18 protein-coding genes and 1 riboswitch are annotated in these 16,932 nt (G+C 31.5%); of the genes, 15 read left to right on the forward strand and 3 right to left on the reverse strand.

Going from position 1 to position 16,932, the window contains the following annotated elements:
- The first annotated feature begins 51 nt into the window (after positions 1–51).
- The 4 genes from A7L45_RS06625 (at position 52) to A7L45_RS06640 (ending at position 3,610) form a co-directional block, all read left to right on the forward strand.
- Entirely contained in the window at positions 52–705 is a 654-nt protein-coding gene (locus A7L45_RS06625) for an SGNH/GDSL hydrolase family protein (protein WP_071612045.1), read from the forward strand.
- On the forward strand, positions 702–1,136 hold the full coding sequence (locus A7L45_RS06630; protein WP_151553338.1) for a hypothetical protein: 435 nt from the start codon (positions 702–704) through the stop codon (positions 1,134–1,136). The genes A7L45_RS06625 and A7L45_RS06630 overlap by 4 nt, the downstream gene beginning before the upstream one ends.
- A 13-nt stretch (positions 1,137–1,149) precedes the next feature.
- Positions 1,150–2,187 (forward strand): SGNH/GDSL hydrolase family protein, encoded by a 1,038-nt coding sequence (locus tag A7L45_RS06635; RefSeq protein WP_071612047.1) that lies wholly within the window; start codon positions 1,150–1,152, stop codon positions 2,185–2,187.
- A gap of 82 nt (positions 2,188–2,269) precedes the next feature.
- Positions 2,270–3,610: a GH1 family beta-glucosidase gene (locus A7L45_RS06640; RefSeq protein ID WP_071612048.1), complete on the forward strand. Its 1,341-nt coding sequence runs from the start codon at positions 2,270–2,272 to the stop codon at positions 3,608–3,610.
- 50 nt (positions 3,611–3,660) lie between these two features.
- Here A7L45_RS06640 and A7L45_RS23120 read toward each other — a convergent pair whose 3' ends face one another.
- The gene (locus A7L45_RS23120; protein ID WP_153882445.1) at positions 3,661–3,825 is read right to left on the reverse strand and encodes a hypothetical protein; all 165 of its coding nucleotides are present in this window, start codon (positions 3,823–3,825) and stop codon (positions 3,661–3,663) included.
- 253 nt (positions 3,826–4,078) lie between these two features.
- Here A7L45_RS23120 and A7L45_RS06645 point away from each other — a divergent pair, with 253 nt between their 5' ends.
- Positions 4,079–4,495, forward strand: a complete 417-nt coding sequence (locus tag A7L45_RS06645) for a mannose/fructose/sorbose PTS transporter subunit IIA (RefSeq protein ID WP_071612049.1) — start codon at positions 4,079–4,081, stop codon at positions 4,493–4,495.
- A 135-nt stretch (positions 4,496–4,630) separates the two neighbouring features.
- Positions 4,631–6,073: an MDR family MFS transporter gene (locus tag A7L45_RS06650; protein WP_071612050.1), complete on the forward strand. Its 1,443-nt coding sequence runs from the start codon at positions 4,631–4,633 to the stop codon at positions 6,071–6,073.
- Between the two features lie 63 nt (positions 6,074–6,136).
- Here A7L45_RS06650 and A7L45_RS06655 read toward each other — a convergent pair whose 3' ends face one another.
- A complete protein-coding gene (locus A7L45_RS06655; RefSeq protein ID WP_071612051.1) occupies positions 6,137–7,231 on the reverse strand; it encodes an AI-2E family transporter in 1,095 nt (364 codons plus the stop codon).
- Between the two features lie 521 nt (positions 7,232–7,752).
- On the opposite strand from A7L45_RS06655, the gene A7L45_RS06660 reads away from it, so the two are divergent.
- Both A7L45_RS06660 and A7L45_RS06665 read left to right on the forward strand, forming a co-directional pair.
- Positions 7,753–8,370: a 50S ribosomal protein L25 gene (locus A7L45_RS06660; protein ID WP_071612052.1), complete on the forward strand. Its 618-nt coding sequence runs from the start codon at positions 7,753–7,755 to the stop codon at positions 8,368–8,370.
- Between the two features lie 123 nt (positions 8,371–8,493).
- Positions 8,494–8,781: a hypothetical protein gene (locus A7L45_RS06665; protein WP_071612053.1), complete on the forward strand. Its 288-nt coding sequence runs from the start codon at positions 8,494–8,496 to the stop codon at positions 8,779–8,781.
- Between the two features lie 99 nt (positions 8,782–8,880).
- Here A7L45_RS06665 and A7L45_RS06670 read toward each other — a convergent pair whose 3' ends face one another.
- Positions 8,881–9,312 (reverse strand): hypothetical protein, encoded by a 432-nt coding sequence (locus tag A7L45_RS06670; RefSeq protein WP_224616737.1) that lies wholly within the window; start codon positions 9,310–9,312, stop codon positions 8,881–8,883.
- Between the two features lie 402 nt (positions 9,313–9,714).
- Here A7L45_RS06670 and glpK point away from each other — a divergent pair, with 402 nt between their 5' ends.
- From glpK to A7L45_RS06705, 7 genes are all read left to right on the forward strand, one after another.
- Complete coding sequence (gene glpK / locus A7L45_RS06675; RefSeq protein WP_071612054.1) at positions 9,715–11,205, forward strand: glycerol kinase GlpK; 1,491 nt, start codon at positions 9,715–9,717, stop codon at positions 11,203–11,205.
- Between the two features lie 61 nt (positions 11,206–11,266).
- Positions 11,267–11,377, forward strand: a riboswitch (TPP riboswitch).
- A 118-nt stretch (positions 11,378–11,495) separates the two neighbouring features.
- Positions 11,496–11,972 (forward strand): energy coupling factor transporter S component ThiW, encoded by a 477-nt coding sequence (gene thiW, locus A7L45_RS06680; RefSeq protein ID WP_071612055.1) that lies wholly within the window; start codon positions 11,496–11,498, stop codon positions 11,970–11,972.
- 45 nt (positions 11,973–12,017) lie between these two features.
- Positions 12,018–12,842 (forward strand): bifunctional hydroxymethylpyrimidine kinase/phosphomethylpyrimidine kinase, encoded by an 825-nt coding sequence (gene thiD / locus A7L45_RS06685; RefSeq protein ID WP_071612056.1) that lies wholly within the window; start codon positions 12,018–12,020, stop codon positions 12,840–12,842.
- On the forward strand, positions 12,835–14,049 hold the full coding sequence (gene cytX / locus A7L45_RS06690; protein ID WP_071612057.1) for a putative hydroxymethylpyrimidine transporter CytX: 1,215 nt from the start codon (positions 12,835–12,837) through the stop codon (positions 14,047–14,049). The genes thiD and cytX overlap by 8 nt, the downstream gene beginning before the upstream one ends.
- Entirely contained in the window at positions 14,028–14,864 is an 837-nt protein-coding gene (gene thiM / locus A7L45_RS06695; RefSeq protein ID WP_071612058.1) for a hydroxyethylthiazole kinase, read from the forward strand. Before cytX ends, thiM begins: the two co-directional genes overlap by 22 nt.
- Positions 14,854–15,477, forward strand: coding sequence for a thiamine phosphate synthase (gene thiE, locus A7L45_RS06700; protein WP_071612059.1), 624 nt, complete (start codon positions 14,854–14,856; stop codon positions 15,475–15,477). The genes thiM and thiE overlap by 11 nt, the downstream gene beginning before the upstream one ends.
- A 231-nt stretch (positions 15,478–15,708) precedes the next feature.
- Entirely contained in the window at positions 15,709–16,932 is a 1,224-nt protein-coding gene (locus A7L45_RS06705) for a 6-phosphofructokinase (protein WP_071612060.1), read from the forward strand.

The raw sequence follows: 16,932 nt of genomic DNA on the forward strand, positions 1-16,932 counted from the left end.
CAATATTATGGAATACTATAAGTAAAATTTTATTAAAAAGGGATGTTTATAATGGAATTAGAAGTATTTAAGTATCGTAGGGATCTTAAAAGAACCATTGAAGCTATTAAGAGAGAAAAATTGACTATAGGATTTATAGGCGGATCAATAACCGATTCAAGAGGTAGAAATAGATGGCCGGAACCTGTAACAGCATGGTTTGTGGATAAGTTTCCAAATGTTAAAATAATTATTGAGAATGCAGCAATCGGTGGTACAGGAAGTGAACTAGGCGTATTTAGAGTGAAAAGAGATATAATAGAAAGAAATTGTGACCTCATTTTTGTTGAGTTTGCTGTAAATGATAATGATTTGCCTAAAGAGAAAACTATGAGAACTAGGGAAGGACTTTTAAGAAAACTATTGGCATCGGGGAAGAGTGATTTAGTTTTAACATACACATTTTGTATGGAGATGTATGAAGAAATGATAAATAGCAAGGTCCCATCGACAATCAATGAATTTGAAATTTTAGCAAATCATTATGATATAAGTTCTGTATGGATGGGACTTTATGCACTAGATGAAGTAATGCGAGGGCTTATACGAATGGAGGAATGGGTTCCAGATGGACTTCACCCAGACCTTCGTGGGAGTTATTCATATGGACAAAGTATAATTAAATTTTTAGAAAAAAATTGGTTACTAAAGCTAAAATTAGTATGAGTAATTTAGAATATATAATCCCCAGGTCTTACAATGAAAATAACTGGGAAAAGTCTTATTTGCTTCCGCTTTCAAAGGTGAAGCTAAAAGGTCCTTGGACAATTAGAAGATGTACAACAATTCAATGGATGGACCAAATTCTTGACACTTCTGTTAGTGGGGCAGAATTATTATTTTTATTTAATGGAAGAGGTCTTGTACTTGGGTTTGATTTTGGCAAAAAATCAGCGGATTTTGAGTACCTTTTAGATGATGGAGAATGGGTAAAAATAAGGTGGGATTGCCCTGACTGGTGTGGAAATTATGGATGGTATAGAGTCCTCTATATAGGAGATGATTTTGATAATATAGAACATAAATTTGAGCTTAAAGTTATAAATAGTAGTCGTGGAACTAATTTTAGATTAGCTATGATTGGAGTAGTATTATAATTAGGGGGAGAAAATGAGTGAGTTTATAACATATGAATCAAAATGTAGTGATAAGGCGGGAGTTAGGTATATAGGAAGATTTGATTTTAGTGACGCAAGGGGACCTAAATTTGCATGGCCTGCAAGTACCATTTATGCAAAGTTTTATGGAAGCAGTGTTTCTACAAAAATTAGATCACTTGGTGATAATTATTTTATTATAATTATAGATGGAGAAGTTGTTATTAATTCTTTGAAATTAAGTGAAGGGGAAGAAAAAATATTTTTACTTGCATCAGAACTGATTTTAGGTGAACACGAAGTAAGTATTATAGTGCGTACGGAGTTTTATCTGGGAACTGCTCAATTTTTAGGATTTGATTTTGATAAAGGTAAGATACTGACACCGGCTACCCCTTTAAATCGAAGAATAGAAATTGTTGGAGACTCTATAAGCTGTGGATTTGGGAATGAAGCAGAGAATAGAGAAATAGAATACAGCCCTAAATATGATAACTCATATTTATCTTATGGATCTATAGCCGCAAGGGACCTTGAGGCAGAATATATAATTGTTGCACGTTCAGGATTTGGACTAATTAGAAGTTATGATGGAAATAAATTAAACGTGCTTCCGGAAATTTACCCGCGTATTCTTCCGGATAAAGATGATACATGGCAGTTTGAAAGCTTTATACCTCAAGTTGTAGTAATAAATCTTGGAACTAATGATTTTAGCTCAGGATTTATTCCAAATAGAGAAGAGTTTACTGTGGCGTATATTAAATTAGTAAACAAAGTTCACAAAAATTACAAGGAGGCAAAAATAATTTGCGCTATAGGCCCTATAATAGATGGAAATGCACTTACGGTAACAAGAGATTATATAAAAAATGATGTTGTTAATAAGCTAAATAAAGATAATGAAATTAATAATAAATGGTTATATTTTCTTGAATTTGATCATCAGGTAGAAAGTGATGGTTACGGTATTAATGGTCACCCTAGCTTAAAGACGCATGAGAAAATGGGTAGATCTCTAGCAGATTTTATTCGTAAAATTTTAAAATAGTAAAGCTATTTATTAAATTATAATTGTGATACTATGTTAAAATAATACAGGAATGTGATATATTTAATTAGGGGGTATTGAGATGAATAAATTCGAAGATGATTTTATACTTGGAACGGCTACGGCAGCATACCAAATAGAGGGAGGAGTTAATGAAGGTGGAAGAATGCCATCGATTTGGGATACCTTTTCAAAGAAAGAAGAGAATGTTTTTATGGGTCATACTGGAGATATAGCTTGTGACCATTACCATAGGGTTAAGGAAGATGTGAAGATTTTAGATAATATAGGAGTAGATTCATATAGATTTTCTATTTCGTGGTCTAGAATATTTCCGTGTAAGGATGAGTTTAACCCAGAGGGGGTAAAATTTTATAAAAATTTAATAAATGAATTAAAAGATAAAAAGATTGCTCCGGCAATTACATTATATCATTGGGATTTACCACAATGGGCTCAGGATTTAGGGGGTTGGGAAAATAGGGATTGCATATATTGGTTTGAGGATTATTGCACAAGAATATTTGAGGAATTTGGACAGGATGTTTCTATGTGGATAACACATAATGAACCCTTTTGTGCATCTATACTTGGAAACTATTTAGGAATGCATGCACCGGGAAATAAAGATTTAAAAAAGGCATTAATAGTTGCGCATCATTTATTACTATCTCATGGCATTGTAGTAAGGGCATTTAAAAAGTTTAAATTTGAAAATAGTAAAATAGGAATAACTTTGAATTTATCACCAACATATGCAGTATCAATGAAGAAGGAAGATGTAATAGCTGCAAAAATTAGTGATGGATACAATAATAGATGGTTTTTAGATCCATTACTTAAGGGTCATTATCCAGAAGACATGGTTGATTTATATGAGAAAGAGGTTGGAGTACTAGATTTCATTCTAGAGGGAGATTTAAATATTATATCTACTGATATGGATTTTTTAGGAATAAATTATTACACTAGAAGTATAGTGGAATATGATGGACATTCGCAGTTGAAATTTCGAGGAGTAGATGGTGAAAAAGAAAAAACTGCGATGGGATGGGAGAATAGCCCAGAGTCAATGCATGATCTACTTACAAGAATTAAGCAAGAATATACAAAACTGCCACTTTACATTACTGAAAATGGAGCTGCCTATGATGATGTAGTAACAGGAGATAATAAGATTCACGATATAGATAGAATAAATTTTATTAAAGTACATCTTAAAGTGATTCAAGAATTTATTAAGGAAGGCGGAAATCTAAAGGGTTATTATTTATGGTCTTTCATGGATAATTTTGAATGGTCATATGGATATTCAAAACGTTTTGGAATGGTGTATGTAAATTATAATACTCAGGAAAGAATCATGAAAGATAGTGCAATTTGGTATAAAAAAATTATTAAGGCCCGTAGTTTAGAAGTTTAGTCCATAATAATTAAGACAAGCAACCATGCCTATCTTAATTATTATAAAAATTATTTTCTCTTTTTTATTTCTTCCTCAGGAATATTGCTATTAATATTGACCATGTTAGGTATAATAGGTATGTTTATCAAACTACTATTTATAGGAAAATTTGAAAAATTACTACCATTTAATTGATTGTTCAACTTTTTTTTGTTTTTATTATTTTTACTCATAATTACCCACCTTCCAAATGAAAAAGCTATATTTAACATACGTTACATTTAGTTTACCCACTTTAGTGCAAAATATAAATGATAATACATTAACTGGTGAATTTTATTATTTGCATTTAATACAAATACATCATTGAATAGTGTATTAATAAAAGAGTATTATAATAAGTAGTGATTTGTCTTAAGATATGGATTTTAATATATAAATATATAAAAGAGAAAGTATAAAGTACTTGAATTGGAGGGCTAATTGATGATAGCTATAATACTCGCAACACATGGTAAGGTTTCCGAAGAAATATTAAAATTAACAGAATCGATTTTAGGAAAGCAAAGGAACGTTGCTACAATAACTTACTTGCCAGGAGAAGGCGCAGATGACTTGATGAAAAAATATGAGGATGTTATAAAGTCTTTGCGGTGTCAAGCAGGTGTTCTTTTTATGGTAGATTTGTTTGGTGGTAGCCCTTTCAATGCAGCTAGTAGGATAGCAGCAAAGGGAAAAAACATGGATATTATAACCGGAGCAAATATTCCTATGTTACTGGGGGTATTTTCAGCTAGAGAAGATTCGACTGTAGATGAACTTGCTGCAATAGCGATAAGTACTGGTCAGCTCGGAATAAAATCGTTAAAAGAAACTTTGAAAAATAGCAAAGAGAATGAATAATTCAAAATTTTATATAAGGTGTTTAAATTTGGGTACAAGTATTCATGTTTTGATGGTAAAATGGTATTTGTCTTCTATTATTATTTAGATCAAATATTGAGGATAATTATCATATTAAGGGAAGTGACATAAGGAATGAAATCAAAAAACAGAGGTATAGTAATTGCATTAATGGTGGCGATGTTTCTTGCAGCTGTAGAGGGTACAGTTGTAACTACGGCAATACCCACTATAGTAAAAGATTTAAATGGGTTTGAACTTATAAGCTGGGTTTTTTCTGCTTATTTATTGACATCTGCAATTTCTACACCGATATATGGAAAATTATCAGATTTATATGGAAGGAAAAATGTTCTATCAATTGGAATTGCAATTTTTATAGTCGGAAGCTGTCTTTGTGGAATATCACAAAGTATGTATCAGCTTATAGCGTCTCGTGGCATTCAAGGACTAGGAGCAGGAGCGATATTTACCATTACATATACTATAGTTGGTGATATTTTCACTGCTAAAGAAAGTACAAGGATTCAAGGAGGGATAAGTACAGTATGGGGAATAGCAAGTTTAGCTGGACCTTTTTTAGGAGGTTTTTTGATAGAAAATATTTCTTGGAACTGGATTTTTTTTATAAACTTACCTTTTGGGATAATATCTATAGTACTTTTGCAAAAGAATTTAATTGAAACTGTTGAAAGGAAGAAACACAAAATAGATTATGTAGGTACATTATTATTTTCATTCGCAATCATAACTTTTTTACTAGGAAGTTTATCTGGTGGTAAAATGAAAACAGTAATATCAATAGCTGTTACAATTGTGTTGTTAGTTTTATTCTATTATGTGGAAAAAAAGGCGGAAGAACCTATTATACCTTTTGATATTTTTACAAAGACTAGTAATATAGTAAATGCTATAAGTTTTTTAGCATCAGGTATTTTAATTGGCGCTGAGGTTTATATGCCTTTATATATGCAAAATGTTTTGGGATTTGGACCTACAATCTCTGGAATATCTATGGCGCCGATGTCTATATCGTGGCTCTTATCATCATTCGTTTTGAGCAAAGCTATTCCTAAGTATGGTAAGAAAATAGTGGTTGGGACAGCTAATCTTATTTTGCTTATTAGTTGTGTGTTTTTAGCTACTTTAAGTATTGAATCTCCATTACAATTAGTTGTAGTTTATGGTTTTATCATGGGATTTGGTTTTGGAGGAGCATTTACTACATTAACAATAGTGGTGCAAGAGTCTGTAGGATATAATAAAAGAGGGGCAGCGACAGCAGTGAATTCGCTAGTGCGAACATTAGGACAAACTATTGCAGTAAGCGTTTTTGGAACCATATTAAATATGTATATAGTTAAATATTTTAATAATCTAGGAATAAGTGGTATAAAGCCAAGCAATTTATATTCTAGTTCAATTTCGAGTAACAGTCTAAGTATACTTCAAGTAAAGTTATCTTTAAATTCAGGGCTTCATGAGGTATTTGTAGCAATGATCATAATCGCGATAGTGTCACTTGCACTTTCTTTTATGTTTGATGCAAAATCAAAAAAAAATTTATGTAAGGTATAAGATAACTAATAAGACACTTGCGAGGTGATTTACTTTGCAAGTGTCTTATTATACTTAGTGTATTTATTTGTTTTTAACTTGTTTATCCATGAAATTTTCTAGTAGAGTCTTAATTAATGCAATAGCTGGAACACCAAGTAACATTCCTATAATTCCGAATAACCCTCCGCCAAGAACTATTCCAAGGATTATAAGTAGAGGACTAAGACCGACCTTATCGCCAATGATTTTTGGTTGGATGAACCATCCATCAATGTTGCTAAGGGTTACAATAAAGAGCATTATTTCTATAGATTTAACTGGATTAAAGAATAGTGTTATTATAACAGCAGGAGCCATTCCTATAATGTTTCCAAAGTATGGAATCATATTTGTTATTCCAATTACTAAGCTAAAAGGCAAGGCATAAGGTATACCTAATATAATAAATCCAATAAATGATATAATTGCAAAAATAATAGAGTCAATTGTTTTACCAACGAAATACTTTTTAAATATAGTATTAACTATTTTTAAAAAATCAATTATGGTAATAGCGATATGTTCACTTGAAATAGAGTAAATAAATTTTTGAAGATATAAAATAATAGATTCTTTATCCATTAGAAAATAAACAGATATTACTATACCAGACACTAATTTCATAAATAAAGAACTTAAACCCACTAGGTTATCAAGAATAAGTTGTAAACCTGGGGCAAAATATTTTGATATATCGTTATTAAAAGTATTAAGGTACTTATTCAAGTAAGATGTTATATCAAATTTGTTTAATAACTGATTTTGAGATATAAAAAGAGTAGACCATTTATATGATTTATCTGCAAATTTAGGGATATTATTAAATAAATCTACGGCACTGCTAATAATATTTGGGGCAAGTAAAGTTGTTATTAAAATTATAATGCCTACTAATAATGTATAAATTATTCCTATACTATAGAGTCTTTTTATCTTCACTTTTTTCTCAAGGTACACCATAAGTGGATTTAGTAAATAAGCTATAACGAACCCCCAGATAAAGTAGCTCATTAATGAAAAAATTTTATGAAGTATTGAACCTACATTTTCAATGTTATTTACTATTCTGTAAAGAAGAAAAGTAATTATAATTATGGGGACAAACTCTATATAAGGTATTTTTTTATATTTAATCACTGTAATTCCTCCAATCAATATTTATATATACAAGTATAACAGTAAATAATGAACATATGGATGTATTGTGTATTTTAACAATTAAAGCTAGGAAGTTAACTTATTTAATTATACCCATTTTAAATTGATTTATTAAGAAAATTAGTTTATAATGACACTTAAAAAGATGTTAGAGGGACTGACAACTTCTGTTGCTAATATATGATATAATGTGCTATAATATAATTATGTTTTAATTACTAATGTTACCTTTTGGGTAGTGATGCTGGTTTTTTTTATTTATTTGTATAAATGATATGTACAATATAGAAATTCAACAAATGTATTTACGAAGGCAGCAGAGTATTTATGTTGTCTTTTAATGTTTACAATTACATATATTAAATTTTTAGGTACTGTTAATTAAAAAAATCACGTCATTTTAAAGTTTAACACAAATACTATTGGAAATTATTATTGGTAACATATGTATATAAAATAATAAACAGAAAGGCTTTATAAGCCAAGAGGAGCGAATTATTATGGAACAGGTTATTTTGAATGCACTTGAAAGAACTACAAGCAATAAAAAATTTAATGAAGATGGTTTTATAGCAGGAGTAATGTATGGAGATGGTTCTACAGATGCAACTTCTGTAAAATTTGAATTAGTACCATTAAGAAAAATTCTTGTAAAACATGGTTCTAATGCAAAAGTTGTAGTTAAATACGGAGAAGAAGAAAAAACTGGATTTATAAAAGAAATTCAAAGACATCCAGTAACTGCTAAAATCACACACATAGACGTTCAACTTGTATCTAAAGATCATGAAATTAAATTACAACTACCTATTTCTTATAAGGGTGAAGAGAATTTAAGTTCACAACGTCTTCAATTACAAGTTCAAAAATCAGAAATAGATGTGTTTGGTAAGATGGCTATAATGCCAGATTCACTAAGTGTTGATGTATCACAAATGGCACTTGGAGATTCAATTACAATAAAGAATTTTGATTTAAATAAAGAAATAAGAGTTACTGATAAAGAAGATGAAGTTTACGCATCTATAACACAAATGAAGGAAGAGGTTGAAGAAGTAGTTGAAGAAGTAGTTGCAACTCCTGAAGCAGCAGCTGCTGAACCAGAAGTTAAGGCATAATAAAATAGAAATTATTTAAATATAAAAGGGTGAACCAAAAAAGGTTCATCCTTTTATATTATTGTGGATAAATTTAGAAAAAACAAAAAAAATTTAAGAGAACTGATATGAGGAGGTAAAAGAATGGCAAATATATTGAGATATTCAAAAAAACAATTAGATAGAACACTGAAAGAATTTGGAAAAAAAGAAAATGTAGGATCCAATGACACAGGCGAGTGGATAAGATTAATTAATGATTTTATATATGAATTTGAACTTAAATCTGAGGTTAATGAAGGAGATAAACTTTCAATAACAACTAATAAAGAAGAACAAATTGTTATTGAAAAAATGATGTATGCATTAGAAGGTTCAAAAACTTCTTTGACTTACATCTTCGATGGTAATATTACTTACATAGAAGAATAAAACCTGTTGAAAAAGGTAAGGGAAGCCAAAATAAATTTGACTCCCCTAAAAGTGATGAATATTAAACATACTTCAATAAATAATAAAGAAAACGCTTTATTATTTACTAGTTCCTTTATTCGAAGCTGATTGAGCGTTTAATTTTTTTGTTTCTTCTAAAACAGAATCACTAGTACTACTAGACATATTAGATGCGTCTGACATGTTAGACATACCTGCCATACTTGAGCTTGAAGCACCGCTAGTGCCTTTATTTGAAGCTGATTGAGCATTTAGTTTTTTTGTTTCTTCTAAAACAGAATCACTAGTACTACTAGACATATTAGATACGTCTGACATGTTAGACATACCTGACATACTAGAACTTGAAGCACCGCTAGTGCCTTTATTTGAAGCTGATTGATTATTTAATTGTATTGTCTCTTGTAAATTAGCATCACTAGTACTGTTAGTCATACCAGCACTTGAACCTCCGTTTGTAGCTGATTGTTTATTTAATTTTTTAGTCTCTTCTAAACTATATTTATCCATAAAAATCTCCTTTCAAATATAAAAATTACACTGTACATATTCAGTGCATTATATATATTACCCACTTTTTTATAAAATATAGTAGAAATTATTTACAAAAATCATGGATGTTTTTTCTTATTATGAATAAAAAACACATTAGTTTAATAAAATTTAGTACATTAGTATTATGCAATGCTATAAATATCGAAAAAAGGTAAAAAAACAAAGAAAAATTGTGAAAATTATAACTAATATTGCAAAAGCTATAATAATAAGTTATACTTTAATTAATGATATATGATATTTGGCAGAGATAATGAGCCGCGTTATTATAAGGTATTATGCTTTATTTTGGCGCTTTTTTTGTGTATTAATTTGTAAACGATTCAATAAAACTAATAAAAAAGGAGTTTTGCTAACATGGCTAAATATATAATGGCACTTGATCAAGGAACAACAAGTTCAAGATGTATTCTATTCAATGAAAAGGGGCTTATTGTAACATCGGCTCAAAAGGAATTTACTCAGATATTCCCAAAAGCAGCTTGGGTAGAACATGATCCAATGGAAATATGGTCAACTCAAATTAGTGTTGCAACTGAGGCAATGGCTAAAGTTAATGCGAGTGCCGCAGACATTGCAGCAATAGGTATTACAAATCAAAGAGAAACTACTGTAGTTTGGGATAAGAGGACAGGAGTTCCAGTATATAATGCGATTGTATGGCAATGTAGAAGGACAGCGCAGTATTGTGATGAATTAACGGAAAAGGGCTTTGATAAAGTAGTTAGAGCTAAAACTGGATTAATTTTGGATGCATATTTTTCTGGAACAAAAATTAAATGGATATTAGACAATGTGGAAGGTGCTAGAGCAAAAGCCGAAGCTGGTAATTTATTATTTGGTAACATAGATACATGGTTAATTTGGAATTTAACCGGAGGAAAAACATATGTAACAGATTATTCTAATGCATCAAGAACAATGCTATTTAACATTCATGAATTAAAGTGGGATGACGAATTACTCGAAACATTAAACATACCAAAATCAATGCTTCCAGAGGTTAAACCATCTAGTTATGTTTATGGACATACGGATAGTTCGTTGTTTGGTGGTGAAATTCCTATAGCTGGAGCTGCTGGCGACCAACAAGCAGCACTGTTTGGACAAACTTGTTATAATTCAGGAACAGCAAAAAATACATATGGAACTGGATGCTTTATGCTTATGAATACTGGAGATAAAGCAATTGAATCTAAGCAGGGACTACTTACAACTATTGCTTGGGGAATAGATGGAAAAGTAGAGTATGCACTTGAAGGCAGTGTATTTATAGCAGGAGCAGCTATACAATGGTTAAGAGATGAACTTCAAATGATTGATAATGCTTCTGATTGCGAAGAATATGCAATGTCTGTAGAGGATACAAATGGAGTATATGTAGTCCCAGCTTTTGTAGGCCTTGGTGCACCATACTGGGATCCTTATGCAAGAGGAACAATTGTAGGACTTACAAGGGGATCAAAAAAGGCGCATTTAATAAGAGCAACTCTTGAAGCACTTGCATACCAAACCCATGATGTTTTAAAAGCTATGCAACAAGATTCTGGAATTAGACTCACTGAACTTAAAGTTGATGGAGGAGCTTGTAATAATAATTTCTTGATGCAGTTTCAATCAGATATTTTAAACGTTCAAGTGGATAGACCAGAAGTTACTGAAACTACAGCACTTGGTGCAGCTTATCTTGCTGGGCTTGCAGTAGGATATTGGAAAAGCAAGGAAGAAGTTGCAAAGCATTGGGCGATTTCAAGAAGTTTCAAACCTAGTATGACAGAGGAACATAGGAAAGAATTACTTCATGGATGGCATATAGCTGTTAAGAGATCGGGGATAAGACTTGAATAGAAATTTAATTGTTAATAATAATTTCTTATGTTATTATTAGATGTATGAAATAAAAAAGAATAAAATAGCACAGGGGAGTTGGATATGCCAACTGAGAACAAGAATCGAAATTCTTTGACCCTATGACCTGAACTGGATAATGCCAGCGTAGGAAGTTGTTTATTGGTGTATTATATATGAATTATTATATATCACGTTAATTTAACACAAATCCTTTGGATTTGTGTTTTTTTAGTTATGCAGCGACCCGGGAGATTATTTAATTATATAAGAGAAGGAAGTGGCAATGCATGAAGACTAAAAAGTTAACTATTTCATCACTTTTAATAGCTATTGGCGTAATAGCTGGCAATATCATATTTATACCGGTAGGAGTAGCAAAATGCTTTCCGGTGCAGGCTACGATTAATGTTATATCAGCTGTATTATTAGGCCCTGGATATGGCGTAGCCATAGCCTTTTGTATATCTTTACTAAGAAATGTTTTAGGAACAGGTTCACTTTTAGCATTCCCTGGAAGTATGATCGGAGTACTTTTAGCTGGAATATTATATAGAAAAACTAAAATGAATCTACTCGCAGTAGTCGGAGAGATATTTGGAACAGGAATCATTGGGGGAATATTAGCATTTCCTATTGCAAATATTATAATGGGCAAAAAAGTGGGTGCATTATTCTTTGTAGCACCATTTTTAATAAGTACTATTGGAGGAAGCCTAATTGCATTTTTCATTCTTAGAGTACCTAGATTTAAAAAAACTTGTTAATTTAAGTAAAGAAGTTAAAAAAGGATAAAATAGGAGGAAAATAATATGAAAAAAGTTTTAACTATAGCAGGCTCTGACAGCTGTGGAGGTGCAGGAGTTCAGGCAGATATAAAAAGTTTAAGTGCAAACGGCGTATATGCAATGAGTGTCATTACAGCCATAACGGCGCAGAATACTATGGGCGTTTTTGAAGTTCGGGATCTAGATGCAGAAATCATTAAGGCACAAATTGATGCTATTTTTACAGATATAATTTTAGACGCAGTTAAAATTGGTATGGTGTCTAAAATTTCTACAATTGATGCGATAAGTGAAAAATTAGAATTATATAAACCTAAAAACATAGTACTTGATCCTGTAATGATATCAAAAAGCGGTTATTCACTGTTAAAGCCAGAGTCAAAATCAGCTTTAATTAAAAAACTTATACCACTCGCATCACTTATTACACCTAATGTACCAGAAGCTGAAGAAATACTTCGTGAAGTCAATTTAGAGTTTCCAGATATAGAAACTATAGAAGATATGGAAAAAGCAGCTAAGGAAATGTATAAGATGGGATGCAAAAATATACTTCTAAAAGGTGGGCATATGAAGGGTAAAGCGGTAGATGTATTTTATGATGGAGAGGAAATTACGCGTTTTACGTCTGAGAGGATAAATACAAAAAATACTCATGGCACGGGATGCACTTTGTCATCTGCTATTGCTGCAAATTTGGCATTGGGTTTTAGTATGAAGGAATCAATAAAAAAATCAAAACAATATATAACAACTGCTATAGAACACTCTTTGGATATTGGGCATGGAGTTGGACCAACAAACCATTTCTATGAATTATATAAAAAAGCGGGGATGGCAAATGATTAAGGATAAAGAAAAATTAGGCTTTTGGACGTTTGTATTTTTGTGGTTTGGGGCTGCAGTATCTATTGCTGAAATAATGACAGGTGGATTAATTGCACCTTTAGGATTTAAAGTTGGAATAATAGTAATACTTCTAGGTCACTTGATTGGAACAGGAATATTAATACTCGGTGGAATCATTGGATCTCGTGAAAAAGTGCCAGCAATGACTTCAACTAATATTTCTTTTGGGGTATATAGTACATATTTGTTTTCAATTTTAAATATACTTCAGCTAATAGGTTGGACTGCAATTATGATTAAGGTAGCCGCGAGGTCTGTAAACTTAATATCACAAAGCCTATGGGACGTAAATAATGTTTTAGTATATATAATTCTTATAGGTGTATTAACAATATTGTGGCTCTATTTTGGAAATGCAGGCATGAAAAAATTGAATATTACAGCGGTATCATTACTCTTTATACTTACATTGGTGCTTGGATCAATAATATTTAAAGATAAAACACTTCTAACAAAAGCAGCGACCGGTGGAATTTCATTTGGAGGAGCATTAGAACTTAGTATAGTTATGCCTCTTTCATGGCTACCTTTAATTGCAGATTATACTAGATTTGCAAGGAGTGAAAAGGGAGGGGCCTATGGAAGTTTTATAGGTTATTTTATTGGAAGTTCATGGATGTTTATTATAGGTCTTGGGGCTGCTATTGTTTCAAATAATTCAGATCCTTCGGTTATGATGCTTGCAGCTAATTTAGGAATAGCGGCTCTTGGAATAGTAGTGTTATCCACAGTAACTACTACATTTTTAGATGTGTACTCGGCAGGAGTTTCATTTCTAAACATAGTGCCAAAACTTGGTGAAAAAAAGATTGGTATCATTATGACGGTTATTGGGACAATTATAGCAATTATAATTCCTATGGAAAACTATGAAAATTTTTTATACGCTATAGGGTCAGTATTTGCACCATTATTTGCGGTTTTAATTACAGATTATTTTATAATAAAGAAAAACACAAAAGTAAAATCTGATGTACTTATAAATTGGGGAGCAATTTTTGTGTGGATTATAGGAATAATGCTTTATTATTGGTTTATAAAACTTGATTTTGTACTAGGAGCTACAATGCCTGATATGGTTATTACAGGATTTATATATTTAATAAGTTGGAGGATGATGTCAAAATGGAAATTAACAATAAAATAATTAAATTATTAGATGATTTAAGAGAAAGGACTCCTTTAGTTCACCAGATAACGAATTATGTTACTGTTAATGATTGTGCTAATATTACACTAGCTATTGGTGGTTCTCCTGTTATGGCAGATGATATTAATGAAGTCCTCGAGATGGTATCACTTTCATCTTCACTTGTTATAAATATAGGAACGCTAAATAGTAGAAGTGTAGAGTCTATGATAAAGGCAGGAAAAAGGGCAAATGAGTTAAAGATCCCTGTCATCCTAGATCCTGTTGGAGCAGGGGCAACATCTTATAGAACAGAAGTATGTAAAAGGATTATAAGCGAGGTCAGATTAGCAGTAATAAGAGGGAATTTGTCTGAAATAAAAACAATATACGGTATTGATACTATTACAAGAGGGGTGGATGCTTCTGAGAGCTTTGATGTAAGCGGTGACGAATTTACAAAAACGAAAGAAATGGCAAGGAAATTTGCTGTTAAATTTGTAACAGTTGTAGCTATAACAGGCGAGGTAGACATTATAACAGATGGTAAAATTCTTTACACCACATCAAATGGTCATAAAATGATGTCTAGGGTTACAGGCACTGGGTGTATGTGCACTGCAGTCATTGGTTGTTATTTAGGGGCAGGAGAAAACAATTTAATAGCTGCCCTTGCAGGAGTCGTTTCAATGGGAATAGCAGGTGAAACAGCATATGAAAGGTTAGATAAAAAGATCGAAGGTTCAGGAACTTTTAGGATGAAAATGATTGATGTTATGTACAATTTATGCGAGGTAGAAATAAATAAAAGGAGCAAGATAAATGAAGAATAAAATAAATTACAATCTTTATCTTCTTACAGATAGAGAAATGCTTGTGGATACAGATATATATACTGCAGTGGAAGAGTCAATAAAAGGTGGAGCTACATTAGTTCAACTTAGAGAAAAGGACATAAGCACTTTAGAATTTTATAATATTGCATCAAGGATTAAAAAAGTTACTGACAAATATAATGTACCACTGATTATAAATGATAGAATAGATATTGCTTTAGCTATAGATGCTGCAGGTGTTCATTTAGGTCAAAGCGATATGCCAGCAAGCATTGCGCGAAGTATAATAGGAAATAATAAGATAATTGGAATTTCTACATCAACAGTTGAGGAAGCGAGAGAGGCAGAAAAAGAAGGCGCAGATTATGTTGGCGTTGGTGCAATGTTTCCTACAACTACTAAAGAGGATGCAAGTGCTGTTTCTGTGCACTGCTTAAAAGAAATAAAAGACAATATCTCTATTCCTGTAGTTGCTATTGGTGGAATTACACATAAGAATGTTGATTTATTAAAGGAGGCAAATATTGATGGAGTAGCTGTAATTTCAGATATTCTTGCGAAAAAATGTATAAAAGAAGCAACAGAGAAAATAGTAGTAGCAATGAAATAAAGATAAAGAAAATTAAATAAAGGATCAAAATATATGAAGCCTAATATGATAAATAATCTATTAGGCTTTTATATTGCATTTATATATATGATTAATGTAATAAAATACAAATGTACTATAATATATATATTGTAACAAGTACAATATATTGTTATTTAAAATAAAATACCAATATATTGTAGAATAATTTTAAGAGAGTACTGGCATAAAACTATAAGGGGAGGCAAAAATATGATAATTGAAGGTAAAGTTTTAATTGCACAAGGTGGTGGACCAACAGCTGTTATTAATCAATCTCTAGTTGGTGCAGTTTTAGAAGCAAGAAAATTTGCGCAGGTAACAAAAGTCTATGGTGCTATAAATGGAGTAAATGGGATAGTTAATGAAAATTTTCATGATCTTAGCCGTGAGACAACTCATAATTTAGAGCAGGTTGCAATGACTCCATCATCTGCACTTTTATCTACAAGAGATAAACCAGATGAGGAATATTGTAAGGAAATATTTAAGGTACTTAAAGCTCATGAAATAAGATATTTTTTTTATATTGGAGGAAATGATTCATCAGATGCAGTTAGGATAGTAAATCAGCAAGCTATAATTTCAAATTATGAACTTCGAGCAATTCATATACCAAAAACTATAGACAATGATCTCATGATTAATGACCATACTCCTGGATATGGATCTGCAGCTAAATATATTACCAATGCATTTATTGGAGCTAATCTTGATAATAGAGCGTTACCAGGAATTTATATAGGGGTAGTAATGGGACGTCATGCAGGTTTTTTGACGGCCGCCGCAGCCCTTGCTAAAAAGTACGAAGATGACGGACCGCATTTAATATATGTACCTGAAAGAGTTTTTAAGATAGAACAATTTTTAAATGATGTAAAAAATGTTTATGATAAATATGGAAGATGTGTAATTGCTGTTTCAGAAGGTATTCAGGATGAAAAAGGAGTACCAATAATCGCAAATCTCATGGAAAGAGTAGAAAAAGATGATCATGGAAATATACAACTTTCTGGAACAGGGGCATTAGGTGACCTTTTAGGTAAGTACATTAGGAATAATTTAAATATTAAAAGAGTTAGATCAGATACATTCGGATATCCTCAAAGGTGTTTTATGGGATGTGTCTCAGATGTAGATAGAAACGAGGCTCGAGAAGTAGGAGAAAAAGCTGCACAGTATGCACTTTGGGATAATGTTGGTGGTTCAATTACTATTCATAGAACAGGACATTACTCTGTAGATTATAGACTTACTCCACTAGAACTAGTAGCAGGTAAGACAAAGGTAATGCCTGATAAATTTATTAATAGTGCATGTAATAATGTTACTGAAGCATTTATAAATTATGCTAGGCCATTATTAGGGTCAGAAATGCATTATGCACACAGACTTCGCGCATCTAAAGTACCAAAAATTTTAAATAAAAAAGATTAA

Source organism: Clostridium estertheticum subsp. estertheticum, from assembly GCF_001877035.1.
GTDB lineage: Bacteria > Bacillota > Clostridia > Clostridiales > Clostridiaceae > Clostridium_AD > Clostridium_AD estertheticum.